This window comes from Thermogladius sp., from assembly GCF_049970955.1.
Taxonomy (GTDB): domain Archaea; phylum Thermoproteota; class Thermoprotei_A; order Sulfolobales; family Desulfurococcaceae; genus Thermogladius.
Window position 1 is genome coordinate 1 of sequence record NZ_JBMFLY010000031.1, and the last position, 12,170, is coordinate 12,170.

Consider the following 12,170-nt stretch of genomic DNA (forward strand, 5'->3'; position numbering starts at 1 on the left):
GAGGAGGAGTGATACTGGTCTACCTCACTCTACTATTCGCGGGCCTCCTAAGTACTCTCTTCACGTACTTGGCTGTCACGGAGAAGGACCTACTGAAGGCGGCGGCTTACTCGGCTGGGCAGAGCATCGCCTACAGCATCCTGTTCCAAGTCTTCGCGGCGACAGACATACTGTTGGCCTACATCGCCATCTCCGTCGGCGTGTACTCTGGGCTGCTGATATTCATAGTTAGTAAAACCGAGAGGTTCGAGGTGTAGGCTTTGGGCAGGAGACTGCTTGGGCTGGTCCTCGTCTACTCCCTCGCGCTGGCGCTAGCCCTAGTAGTCTACGCTACCGGTAGCCTACAGCCACCCCACGAGATCAAACGGCTCGGGGTCTTCTACGTGGAGGAGACCCTCTTCGGGAACATGGCAGCGATGAGCCCGGAGGCCGTGACCGCTATTGTGTGGGACTACAGGGGTCTCGACACGGTTTACGAGACAGCCGTCTTCTTCCTCGCCGTGGTGGCGGGTCTAGCGGTGTTCAGGGTCTCCAAGACCCCACCGCTGAAGAGGGGCGTGGGGCTGACGGAGATATCCCGGACCTCCACGAAGATAGTGGCGGCCCTGATAGTCGTGGTCTCCGCCTCTATAGCCCTCCACGGCCACCTTACGCCGGGCGGCGGGTTCCAGGGCGGCTCAACCCTCGCTATAGCCCCCCTACTAGCGATCCCGATATTCTCCTACTACGCGCTCCTCGCGAGGAGGTTGACCCCGGGCCTCCTCGTCGCCCTCAGAGGGCTGGCCCTGACGGCGATAGGCCTCGTGGCTCTCCTGCCGGTGTTCAAGGGCCTCGAGGTAGTGACAAACATAAGGTTCTACCCCGCCTACATCCTGGGCCAGCTCGTCAGCGGCAGCCTGTTCCTCTACAACTCGTCGGAGTACATAGCCGTAGCCTCCGGGTTCGCTGCGGTCTTCCTCTACCTGTCCTTCGAGGAGGAGTTCTACGAGGAGGAGAGGGGCGAGGACCGTGAGTGAGGCCGGGCTGGTGTGGAGCATTCTCGTGGGGCTGCTGGCAGTCAACCTCCTGGTGTCCGTCTACGGGATCATTTACGGGAGGAGCCTGACGAAGAAGCTGATCTCCCTGACGATCTTCTCGGACACGGTCTACGTCTTCTTCATAATGGTGGGCTACAGGCTCGTCTACCCCGCTGTACCACCAGTCTACGTGGAGCTTACACGCGACCAGCTGGAGTACCTGGTGAAGCACGCGGTGGACCCCGTACCCCAGGCCCTCGTATTGACGGGCATAGTCATCGGGATGGCCGTGAACGCCCTGATCGGCTTCGGGATCATTCAGGCCTACAGGCTGAAGAAGACCGTGGCCGCGAGGGAGCTGGTCGGCTTCGAGGAGGTGGAGTAGCGTGTTCAGAGAGGTCCTAGTCACCCTCTGGCTCTTCCTCTTCTACATCGTCTACACCGGCAGCACTACGCCATACGACATAGCCACGGGCTTGGTCGTCGCCGCGCTCGTCGGGGTCCCCGCCTCGAGAGTACTCGTGTCAGACGAGAGGAAGCTGCTGGACGTCAAGCGCTACATCCACCTCTTCTACTACGCGCTGAAGTACATGACCGTGATCGAGTTCAAGGCTCACATGGACGTCGTGAAGAGGGTGTTCACGATGAGGCTGAACCCGGGCATCGTGAAGATACCCGTCTACGCCAAGAGCAGGTACGGGAGGCTGCTGATAGCCGTCTCGATCACCAACACGCCGGGCACGGTAGTGGTCGACGAGAGGGACGGCTGGTTCTACGTCAACTGGATAGACGTCGCCTCGACCAAGCCCGAGGAGGCGAGGCTGGCTATAAGCGCAGAGTTCGAGGACTACGCCTTCAAGATATTCGAGTAGGGGTGGGACCGTGAAGAGCCTGGTAGGGCTGGTCCCCCTCACCACCGTCCTGGGGGCCTTCACAACGCCCGTCGTCTACCTCGCCACGAAGTCGAGGAGGGCCACGTTCGCCTACGCGACGCTCTTCTCCCTGTCCGCGCTCGTCCTCAGCCTGGCCGTCGCCGTGGAGGTCTACGCCGGCAAGGAGGTCGTCGTCTACAACGCGGGAGGGTGGCCGGGGCCTGTCGGGATCGTCTACGTGGTGGACGGGGTCAACGCCCTCCTCGCGCTGGTAACGGCGTTCCTCTCCTTCCTCATCTTCGTGTACAGCTACGAGTACGTACGGGACTCGGGCTACCCGTGGTACCTGGTGATGCTGCTCGGGGCCGAGACGGGGCTGCTCGGCGTCATATACACGGGGGACGTCTTCAACCTGTTCGTCATGATCGAGGTAACGGCGATATCCAGCTACGGGCTCGTCATGTACTACAGGTGGAGGGCCACCTCGATCGTCTCGGGCCTGAAGTACGCCTTCATCGGCGCCCTCGGGACCACGGGCTTCCTCCTCGCACTCGCGATAGTATACGCCGTGTTCGGCAGCCTGAACCTGGTCGACATAGGCCTCAAGGCCATGGGCTACCCGGGCAGCGCGGTGACAGGGGGGCCGCTAGAAGACGCCGCGCTGGCCGTCGGGCTCGTCCTCGCCCTCTCGCTCTGGGCCTTCACGATCAAGAGCGGTGTTTTCCCCAACCACTTCTGGCTCCCCGACGCCCACCCGGCCGCCCCCACCCCTGTGTCCGCCCTTCTCAGCGGGCTCGTCGTCAACGCTGGGGCGGTATCCCTGTACAAGGTGCTGTACCTCGGCTTCAGCGCGTCTCAGCTACCCGGGGTGAGGGTAGTCGTGGAGTCGGTCTCGCTCATCGCCCTGGTGACGGGGTTGGCCTCCAGCTTCCTGGGAGGCCTGCTAATGGCCGTCCAGGCTGACGTGAAGAGGCTCATAGCCTACTCCACAGTCATGAACATGGGGTTCGTCTTCATGAGCATAGCTACGCTCTCGCCTATAGGGGTACTGGGCTTCGTCTACTACACGGTGGTCCACTCGCTGGCGAAGGCCACCCTGTTCCTCTCCGTGGGGCCGGTGATCAGGGCCGCGGCCTCGAGGAGGCTCGACAGGATAGCGGGCCTCGGGCGGATTATAGCGCCTTCGGGCGTGGCCCTCGCTGTGTCGACCCTTACGCTCGCCGGGATACCGCCCCTACCGGGCTTCCTGGGGAAGCTCCTGATATACCAAGCACTCTTCCAGTACAACGTCGCCGCGGCTGTCCTGTTCGTGGTATCAAGCGCAGTAGGGCTGGTCTCCTACATGAGGCTCTTCTACGTCCTACTCGTATCCCCGCCAACCCAGACCCCCGCGCCCGTCCACGCGCCGCTCATGAAGAGCGTGCTGGCCGTCTTGAGCGCCGTCCTCGTCGCGGCAGGCCTAGTGTTCACCTTCAGCAGGCCTGCCTTCGACTACGTGTTCTACGAGCCGGTCAAGGCCGTGGGAGACGTCGCGTCGTACCTCAAGTCTCTGAGCACCAGCCTCTACGGGCTGCCCGGATAGCGCCGTTTTTTTGCCGTTGCAGTCAATACCGTTAGTCCCACCCGAGTAGCCACTCCTTGATCACACAACGAGTGGGACTCACGTAAAATTTTGTTTGTATAATGTATTTATAAGAGTCATTACGGTATAACTTTACATGGGGGCCTACTTGGACTTCATGAATTTTGCTTTCCTCTGCCGGAGCAAGCCCGCGTCGAGGAATTTGAGGGTCGCGGTGATCGGCGCTGGGCCCGCCGGCCTCGCCGCGACGGGCTACCTCGTCTGCCGGGGCTTCGAGGTCGACGTCTTCGACAAGCAGCCTCTCCCCGGGGGTATGATGGTCTTCGCAATACCGCCCTGGAGGATCCCGAAGCAGAGGGTGCTCGAAGGCGTCAAGAGGCTGGAGGAGGTCTTCGGCGTAAGGTTCTACACCAGGACTAAGGTGTTCGCTGGAGAGGTGAGGCACGAGGAGGGAGACATGCTGGTCGAGAAGAGCGTCCCGCTGGAGCAGGTCGTCAACGACTACCACGCCGTCCTAATATCGACGGGCACCTGGGAGTCGAAGATCCCCAGGCTGCCCGGCGTGGGCTCCGAGGGGGTGGTCTCAGCCCTCGACTACCTCTACAGGGTCAGAGTCTTCGAGCTAGGCTTCACGGCGTCGCCTCCACCGAGGCCTAGGAGGGCTGTCGTGATAGGGGGAGGCTACAGCGCCATCGACGCGGCTGAGCAGGCCAGCAGGATGGGCGCCGACGCGACCATAGTGTACAGGAGGACCGTGAGAGAGGCCCCGGCCGGCGTATACGAGGTCGAGAGGGTCAAGAGGGAGGGCGTGGACTTCGTGGAGCTCGCCTCCCCCGTCGAGGTGGTGGCCGAGAACGGCCGCGCGAAGGGGGTGAGGTTCCAGAGGATGAGGCTGGGCCCCCCGGACGAGTCGGGGAGGCCTCAGCCGGTCCCCGTCGAGGGTGCCGACTTCGTCCTGGAGGCAGACCTCGTCATCTTCGCGACGGGGGAGGCACCCACCCCGCCGGTCTCGCGTAGCGAGGATGTCTTGAGGAAGCTGGGCCTCAGCCTCAAGAAGGACGGGTCTATATCGGTGAACAGGATCTACCAGACCAGCAACCCGAAGGTCTTCGCAGCAGGCGACGTGGTGACAGGGCCCTCTAGGGTCGGGCCCGCGGTGAGGTCCGGGCTTTACGCGGGGAGGTTCGTCGAGAACTGGCTCGAGACGCAACTGGTTAAGGCCCCCTTGACTGCCAGGTGAGCCCGCGTGGCGTCCGCTCCCCAGCCCAAGTACCTTAGGGTAATAGACCTGGGGGCCTGCATAGGCTGCGGCGCGTGCGAGGCGGTGTGCGACTTCCTACACGACGGCAGGCCGTTCATCAAGGTGTACAGGACATCGCTGGGCCTGGACATACCCCTCTCGTGCTTCCACTGCTCGAAGGCGCCCTGCGTAGAGGTCTGCCCGACCGGCGCCATGACGAGGGACCAGTCCGGGGCGGTGTACGTGGAGAAGAGCAGGTGCATAGGCTGCCTAGCCTGCCTCTACGCCTGCCCGTTCAGCATCCCGGAGCTGGAGCCCGTCCTCAAGGTCTCCAGCAAGTGCGACCTGTGCAAGCCGCTGAGGGAGATGGGGCTGACACCGGGTTGCGTGTCAATGTGCCCGGCCGGCGCTATCCTGTACGGTGAGGAGGCCATCGTCTACGAGGCCGGCAAGAAGAGGATAGCGGAGTCGATGGCAAAGGCTAGGTTCGAGGCGTTAAGGTAGCGGGTGTATGGACGCCCTCTACGCGGCTGCCCCGGCCCTGGCGCTCAGCGTATTGGCCCTCGCCCTCTCGGCGGGCAGGCGCGGCCCAGCCGGGTTGCTCATGGCTCTCTCGTCGGCATGCCTGTTCGCTTTCGCCGCGCTCCTCCTGTACAGCTACTCGGTAGTCGACTGGGTGTCGCTGGTACTCTCCGTGACGTCCTTCGCCCTAGTAGTTGTCGTCACGCTCTACACCACCTACTACGTTGAAGCGGAGAGGCTACCGAGGTCCCTCCCCTTGCTGGTCTCGCTGTTCGGCTTCTCCATATCGTTGACCTACCTGGCGGTCAACCTCATCTTGTTCGTCATAGCCTGGAGCTTCATGGAGATAATCGGCTTCGTGCTCGTCAGGATCGGCGAGGAGTACTCGACGGAGGGGTCGCTGAGAGCTGCTAGGGGGTACCTGCTCACCTCGACGACCGCTTTCGAGATAACCGCGTTCACGCTCATCGTTCTCTCGGTCCCGTCGATCGTCTCGTCATACTCCCCGAACGCCCTGTACCAGCCCTTCGCCGGCGCCACCCCGGTGGTGGAGGTCTCGAGCCCGGTGCTCCTGGCCCTCCTCCTCGCCGGGTTCGTCGCCAAGGCGGCTCTCTTCCCCCTCCACTTCTGGCTGCCGGGAGCCCACTCGACAGCGCCCTCGCCTGCGTCCGCCCTGTTGAGCGGCCTCACGACGCCCCTCGGCTTCTACGGGCTCCTCAGGCTGACCGAGATAGTCGACCTTACGGCGTGGTCGCAGTCGCTGGCCTACCTCCTGCTGGCCATGGGCCTGTCCTCCATCGCTTACGCGGGACTGGAGGCGCTGGGGCAGAGAGACGGCAAGTTGATGCTGGCGTACACGACTATCCTGACCAACGGCTTCACAGCCCTGCTCCTCGCGCTGTACCTGACCAGCCCTACCAGCACACTCCTGCTGGTGGCCGTAGTGCTCGTAATGCTAATGCAGATGGGCTACAAGACCGTCCTGTTCTGCGGCATGGGGCTAATAGAGCTCGCGTACGGGACGAGGTACATCCAGGGCCTGGCGGGCGTCTCCCAACAGCTGAGGACCTCCAGCCTGGGAGTGCTGATAGCGGTGTACACACTCATCGGAGTGCCCGGCACGGTCGGTTTCCTAGCGAAGCTCCTGTCGATGTACCTGCTACTCACCGGCGTCGTCGGGGGAGGCGGCCCTCCGGCGGTCGCGGCTCTAGCGGGGGCCGTCCTCTACATAGCCCTCTCCGCAGTAGTGGGGGTGAGGGTCCTCTCGGTGTACACGGCGAGCATGAGGTCTAGGAGGCCGCCCCTCGAGTTCAAGCAACCGAACACCCCGCTTGAAGCCGCGGTTCTGGCGATGGGCTTGCTGAGCCTCGCCCCGTCAGCCCTACTACAGGGCCTGGGCGGGCCGGGGTGGCTTGTAGCCCTGGCCGTGTCGACGCTCCCGATCCCGCTCTTGGTCTCCCTCCTACAGACCGCCAGGGTGGTGACCGGCGTTGCCCGAGCCCCTGTTTAAGGCCCTGGTCGACGCCCTCTCAATGGGGCTCGTGCTAGCGGGCGCCCTCTCGGTCGACTCGCGCCCGAGGCTCAGCAGGGCGCTGAGGCTAGCGGGCTTCGCGGTGCCGCTGGTCTCCCTAGTCTACGCTCCCCACGGGCTCCTGTGGTTCCAGTACTTCTTCCTAGTCCTCTCCTTCCTCGTCTCGATCGGCGTGAGCCTGCACAACGAGGACTACTACAGGATCGTGTACGGCTCGGCCTCTTACCCTCAGGCCGTCATAGACCTCAGCCTAGTCCTGCTCGAGGTGGCGTTCTCCTCGGTCAACCTCATCGAGCTATTCGTCGCCTGGTTCACCCTGGACCTCGTCCTCCTCCTCGTCATCCTGCTCGAGAGGGGGATGGAGAACTACAGAGTGGCCGTCACGTACATAGTTCTGAGCATGCTCCCCTGCGACCTCTCCCTGTTCACCTTCTGGGTGCTCGTCTCGGGCCGCACAGGCGTCTACGAGGCGTTCACAGCGAGCTTCGGCGAGCTCGCGGCGACGCCCGCGAGCGTGGGCCTCCTCCCCGCCCTGCTACTCGTGGTCGGCTTCACGGCCAAGCTAGCCCAGTTCCCCATTCACATGTGGCTACCGATCGTCCACCCGGAGGCACCCTCGCACGGCTCCGCCATCCTCAGCGGCCTGGTCGTGAAGCTGGGCGCCTTCATGCTCCTCATGACGCAGACCCTGTTCCAGTACCCGGCGGTGGTCAACGCCGTCCTGGTCGCCCAGGGCCTGGTCTCGTCGCTGTACGGTTTCCTGGCCGCGTCCGCCCAGGACGACCTGAAGAGGCTGCTCGCCTACAGCACCATAGGCCACACCGGGGTGATAACGGTCCTACTAGGCCTAAGGGGCCTACTACCCGTGGACACGGCTCTGCTGGCTGTCATCTACGTCTTCTACCACGGCTTGACGAAGGCGCTCGGCTTCCTCAACGCGGGGCTCCTAGAGCAGGTGGCCGGCTCGCACAACCTTTACGACCTCGGCTACGTGGACAGAGTGGCCCCGGAGGCCACTACGCCAGCTGTCGTGGCGGCCATGAGCCTCGCCGGCGCCCCGCCGACGCTCGGCTTCACTATGAAGGCCCTCACCATATACGCCGTCTTGACGGTTGCGCTGAGCCGGGCGGCCTCCCCCGAGGGACCCGCTTGGTGGGCGCTTGTGGTCGCGGCCGCCCTGGTGGTCTCGAGCGTTCTCTCGGTGATCTACAGCGTCAAGCTGGTGGCCTCCTACACCTCCTCGCCAGCCAGGACCGGGCTTAAGAAGCCGGAGGTGGGGAGGCTCGAGGTGGCCAGCGAGAGGTTCCTCTCCGGTCTGATAATCGCGAGCCCGGCCCTCGCGCTCCTGTTGCCGTCTGCCCCCGCAGTCTTCGTGCTCGTGTCCTACGCGGCCCTCGCCCCCTTCGTCATCGGGCTCCACCTCAGGAGGGCCGCGTTACCCGAGGAGAAGCCCTGGGCTACGGGTGTCGAGCTATGACGTCCTACTTCAAGTCTTCTATAGGCAGGGTGTTGGAGGAGCTCAAGGAGAAGGCGGTGAGCAGGCTCAGGATGAGGGGGCTGACCCTCCTAGACGTCACGTCTTTCACCATGAGGCTGGGCGAGAGGGTGTTCTCCACAGTCTCCTACGTATTCGAGAGGCTGGCGGTCGTCTTGAACAAGATACAGGTGAGGATGATAGAGCCCATGATCATGGCGGCCATCTGGTCGTGTATAGTCTTCGTTGTAGTAGTGCTCGCATCGCTGCTGTTTAGGTGATGGCCGTGGAGGAGGTCCTCGCAGCCACTATCGCCACGTCCGCCACGCTAGTCCTGCCGCTCTTCATGGACGGCGTCGAGAGGAAGGTGAAGGCCTGGGTCCACTCGAGGATCGGCCCGCCGGTCACCCAGACCCTACTCGACGCCCTCAAGCTGTTGAGGAAGGAGACGCGCGTCTTCGGCTCGATACCCTACTACTTCTACCTCTCCTCGACGGCCGCCGTCCTGACAGCCCTAGGCGTGTTCAGCGCTTACATGTACATCGCCACGCTCAACACCGCGTACGTCGTCTACACCCTGGTCTTCTACCTCACGTCGCAAGCCACGCTCGCGCTGTCGTATTTAATCATCCCAAACCCGTACAGCGTTATAGGAGGCTTCAGGGAAGTCTTTGTGTCCCTCGTCAACGAGCCCTTCATGGTCCTAGGAGTGGTCCTCTACTCGGTCTCCTTCTCGTCCCGGCCGGGTCTCTGGGGCTACGTGGCAGCCGGCTTCTCGTTCTCCGCAGTCCTTGTAGCGAGCTACGTCTCCAGCCGGAGGACCCCGTTCGACCTGAGCGAGGCCGAGCCCGAGATCGCCTCAGGGGGGTTCATCGAGCTGAGCGGCAAGGCCCTGTTCCTCGCCCTCTACAACCTCCTCTTGTCGAGGTCCCTCTCGCAGCTGATACCCCTGTGCCTCGTGGCGATGGCCGCGGGCCCCGGCGGCCCGCTGGCCCCCCTGGCCTACCTGGCGTCACTCGCCGGCGTGTGGGCGTTGTACGGGCTCGCCTCGACTCTCATGGGAAGGGCTAGAGTCGACACGGCGTTGAAGTCCCTTGTCAAGCTCTACCTTGTCCTCGTAGCGGGCGCTTTCGTGGGGCTGGTGGTGTAGATGCCCGGGGTAGAGGAGTACGTGAGGCTGGCCCAGGAGCGGGGAGGTAAGTGGGCCGTCCACGGCGACACGGTACACCTGGTTGTCGACCCCTCCGACCTGAGGCCCATAGCCGACAAGATCTTCAACGAGTACGGCGCGAGCTTCAGGACTTGCGTGGGGACGGACGAGAGGCCTTTGAACAACCACTTCTCCATAACCCACCTGTTCACAGACGACAGGAGCGGCCTCTACATAGCGTTGAAGTCCTACCTAGACCCAGAGAACCCAGTGGCGCCGAGCATCGCGGACGTGGTCCCGGCGGCCGACTGGTGCGAGCTCGAGGCCTGGGACATGCTGGGTATAAGGTTCGAGGGGAGGAGGCTGGAGAGGCTCGTCCTCCCCTACTGGTGGCCCGAGGGCGTCCACCCCCTGAGGAAGGATTTCGACTACAAGAGCAGGCCCGACGTCTCGCTCGCGAGGAGCGAGAGGGTCGCGCTGAGGAGGGAGGTGGGCACCGTCCCGCTCGGCCCCTACCACCCGGCGCTGCACGAGCCGGAGTACTTCGAGCTCTACGTCAAGGGGGAGAGGGTCGTAGACGTGAGGTACAGGGGGTTCCACGTACACAGGGGTATTGAGAAGCTCGCGGAGTCGAGGATGAACTACCAGCAGGTCAACTTCCTCGCGGAGAGGATATGCGGGATATGCGGCTTCGAGCACAGCACGTGCTACGCCCTCGCAGTGGAGAAGGCCGCGGGGGTGGACGTCCCGGAGAGGGCGCAGTTCATAAGGTCGATAGTACTGGAGCTCGAGAGGCTCCACAGCCACCTGCTACTGCTAGGAGTCGCCTTCCACTTACTGGGCTACGACGCGGGCTTCATGCACATGTGGCGCGTCAGGGAGAGGACCATGGTGCTGGCCGAGATGCTGACCGGCAGTAGGAAGACCTACGGGATCAACCTCGTGGGGGGCGTGAGGAGGGACATCAACGAGGAGAAGAAGAGCAAGGTGCTGTCCGAGCTAGGGGAGCTCGTCAAGGACTTCAAGAGGGTCGTCGAGATCGCTTTCTCGGCCCCCAACGTAAAGAGGAGGCTGACGGGCACCGGCCTACTCCCCAAGGAGGACGCGCGGAGGCTGGGGGTCGAGGGGCCCGTGGCCAGGGCCTCGGGGATAGACAAGGACGCGCGGAGGGACCTGCCCTACGCCGCCTACAAGTACGCCTCGTTCAGGGTACCCGTCTACACCGAGGGCGACAACATGGCGAGGGTCCTCGTGAGGGTGGAGGAGGTCTTCGAGTCCGTCTCGATCATAGAGCAGCTGCTCGACAAGTTGCCCAAGGGGCCGATCATGGCCGAGAAGGTCGAGATACCCCCGGGCAGAGTGGGCGTACAGGTCGTGGAGGCCCCGAGGGGCGGCGACGTACACTACGTCCTCACGGGCGACGGGAGGCCCTACCGCTGGAGGGTCAGGGCCCCGACCTACGCGAACATACCGGCGCTGAAGGTCATGCTCAGGGACCAGCGCCTCGCGGACGCCCCGATCACCATCGCGAGTATAGACCCGTGCTTCTCCTGCACCGACCGCGTAGTCGTCGTGAGGGACGACGGGGTGGTCGAGAGGCTGGAGGTGGGGGCGTCGTGGTGAGGGTGCTCAAGCCGGTGGAGCTGATAGTCGTCGCCTCGGAGAAGGGGAGGGTCACAGTAAAGTACCCATACCAGGAGCCGCTCGTCACGAGCGAGTTCAGGGGGGCTATCAGGATAGACGCGTCCAAGTGCATAGGCTGCGGGGCCTGCGTCAGGGCCTGCCCGCCCAACGCCCTGGAGCTCCTGGAGTCCCCCGACAGGCTCGTGATAAGGTACTTCGTCGGCAGGTGTATATTCTGCTGGAGGTGCGTCGACGTCTGCCCCGTCAAGGCCGTCGTCGGCACGCGCGAGTTCGAGCTCGCCACCGACAGGGTGGAGGACCTCTTCAACTACACGGTCCACAGGAGGGCCGAGTGCCGGGAGTGCGGGGGCGGGTTCGCCACGAGGAGGATGGTCGAGTACGTGACCGAGAAGTCCGCCGTGTCGGAGTACTACGCCAGCGAGTGCCCGGAGTGCCGGAGGGCGAGGGTGCTGAAGGCGGCCGCGAGGAGGAGGGGCGGTGTCTGAGAGCGTCAAGAGGAGCATATGGGTCTACCACCTCAACACCGGCGGGTGCAACGCCTGCGATATCGAGGTGCTCGACGCCCTCACGCCGTGGTTCGACGCGGAGAGGTTCGGCGTCAAGCTCGTCCCCTCGCCCAGGCAGGCCGACGTGATACTCTTGACAGGCCCGGTGACCATCGAGGCACTCCCCAAGGTCGTCAACGCGATAGAGGCCATGCCCAGGCCCAGGTACATCATAGCGCTAGGCTCGTGCGGCGTCGGCGGCGGTATATGGCACGACACCTACTCGACGATAGGCGGGGTGAGGGAGCTGCTCAAGGTCCTCGAGGCCCGCGGGGTGAAGGTGGACGGCGTCTACTACGTCCCGGGCTGCCCCGTGAGGCCCGAGAGCGTACTGTACGCCGTCGCCCTCTTCAAGGGCCTAGTCGAGAAGAAGGTCAAGAGCGAGGTGGCGTACAGCGAGTGAGGTCGTGAGAGTCTACAGGTGCACCCCGAGGGAGTACAGGCCCCCGTTCCCCAGGCACTTCATAGCTGACGTCCACCACTGCGTAGAGGAGGCCTCGATGAGCCCGGAGAGGGCGAGGGAGGTACTCCCCGAGGACGTCTTCAGGGAGCTGGTGAGCAAGGGGAGAGCGCTGGTCACGGACCGCGAGCATG

The 12,170-nt window shown here is 63.8% G+C and carries 15 protein-coding genes; all 15 read left to right on the plus strand.

The window, feature by feature from the left end; all coding sequences use genetic code 11:
* Nucleotides 1-8: 8 nt before the first annotated feature.
* Nucleotides 9-257: a hydrogenase subunit MbhD domain-containing protein gene (locus tag ACP5VX_RS04900; protein WP_428724790.1), complete on the plus strand. Its 249-nt coding sequence runs from the start codon at nt 9-11 to the stop codon at nt 255-257.
* 3 nt (nt 258-260) lie between these two features.
* Nucleotides 261-1,016, plus strand: a complete 756-nt coding sequence (locus ACP5VX_RS04905) for an MnhB domain-containing protein (RefSeq protein WP_428724776.1) — start codon at nt 261-263, stop codon at nt 1,014-1,016.
* Nucleotides 1,009-1,401 (plus strand): sodium:proton antiporter, encoded by a 393-nt coding sequence (locus tag ACP5VX_RS04910; protein ID WP_428724777.1) that lies wholly within the window; start codon nt 1,009-1,011, stop codon nt 1,399-1,401. The genes ACP5VX_RS04905 and ACP5VX_RS04910 overlap by 8 nt, the downstream gene beginning before the upstream one ends.
* 1 nt (nt 1,402) lies before the next feature.
* Nucleotides 1,403-1,888, plus strand: a complete 486-nt coding sequence (locus ACP5VX_RS04915) for a Na+/H+ antiporter subunit E (RefSeq protein ID WP_428724778.1) — start codon at nt 1,403-1,405, stop codon at nt 1,886-1,888.
* 10 nt (nt 1,889-1,898) lie between these two features.
* A complete protein-coding gene (locus tag ACP5VX_RS04920) occupies nt 1,899-3,470 on the plus strand; it encodes a proton-conducting transporter membrane subunit (protein ID WP_428724779.1) in 1,572 nt (523 codons plus the stop codon).
* A 136-nt stretch (nt 3,471-3,606) separates the two neighbouring features.
* Nucleotides 3,607-4,710 carry an FAD-dependent oxidoreductase gene (locus ACP5VX_RS04925; RefSeq protein WP_428724780.1) on the plus strand — a complete coding sequence of 368 codons (1,104 nt, stop codon included), beginning with the start codon at nt 3,607-3,609 and terminating at the stop codon, nt 4,708-4,710.
* 6 nt (nt 4,711-4,716) lie between these two features.
* Nucleotides 4,717-5,214, plus strand: a complete 498-nt coding sequence (locus tag ACP5VX_RS04930) for a 4Fe-4S dicluster domain-containing protein (RefSeq protein ID WP_428724781.1) — start codon at nt 4,717-4,719, stop codon at nt 5,212-5,214.
* Between the two features lie 7 nt (nt 5,215-5,221).
* On the plus strand, nt 5,222-6,742 hold the full coding sequence (locus ACP5VX_RS04935) for a proton-conducting transporter membrane subunit (protein ID WP_428724782.1): 1,521 nt from the start codon (nt 5,222-5,224) through the stop codon (nt 6,740-6,742).
* On the plus strand, nt 6,723-8,240 hold the full coding sequence (locus ACP5VX_RS04940) for a proton-conducting transporter membrane subunit (protein ID WP_428724783.1): 1,518 nt from the start codon (nt 6,723-6,725) through the stop codon (nt 8,238-8,240). The genes ACP5VX_RS04935 and ACP5VX_RS04940 overlap by 20 nt, the downstream gene beginning before the upstream one ends.
* Nucleotides 8,237-8,518: a hypothetical protein gene (locus tag ACP5VX_RS04945; RefSeq protein WP_428724784.1), complete on the plus strand. Its 282-nt coding sequence runs from the start codon at nt 8,237-8,239 to the stop codon at nt 8,516-8,518. The genes ACP5VX_RS04940 and ACP5VX_RS04945 overlap by 4 nt, the downstream gene beginning before the upstream one ends.
* A gap of 5 nt (nt 8,519-8,523) precedes the next feature.
* A complete protein-coding gene (locus ACP5VX_RS04950; RefSeq protein ID WP_428724785.1) occupies nt 8,524-9,387 on the plus strand; it encodes an NADH-quinone oxidoreductase subunit H in 864 nt (287 codons plus the stop codon).
* Nucleotides 9,388-11,010 carry an NADH-quinone oxidoreductase subunit C gene (locus ACP5VX_RS04955; protein WP_428724786.1) on the plus strand — a complete coding sequence of 541 codons (1,623 nt, stop codon included), beginning with the start codon at nt 9,388-9,390 and terminating at the stop codon, nt 11,008-11,010.
* Nucleotides 11,004-11,516: a 4Fe-4S binding protein gene (locus ACP5VX_RS04960; RefSeq protein WP_428724787.1), complete on the plus strand. Its 513-nt coding sequence runs from the start codon at nt 11,004-11,006 to the stop codon at nt 11,514-11,516. The genes ACP5VX_RS04955 and ACP5VX_RS04960 overlap by 7 nt, the downstream gene beginning before the upstream one ends.
* Nucleotides 11,509-11,979 carry an NADH-quinone oxidoreductase subunit B family protein gene (locus tag ACP5VX_RS04965; RefSeq protein ID WP_428724788.1) on the plus strand — a complete coding sequence of 157 codons (471 nt, stop codon included), beginning with the start codon at nt 11,509-11,511 and terminating at the stop codon, nt 11,977-11,979. The genes ACP5VX_RS04960 and ACP5VX_RS04965 overlap by 8 nt, the downstream gene beginning before the upstream one ends.
* Nucleotides 11,980-11,983: 4 nt before the next feature.
* Nucleotides 11,984-12,170: hypothetical protein (locus ACP5VX_RS04970; protein WP_428724789.1), on the plus strand; the 187-nt coding region annotated here is incomplete at its 3' end.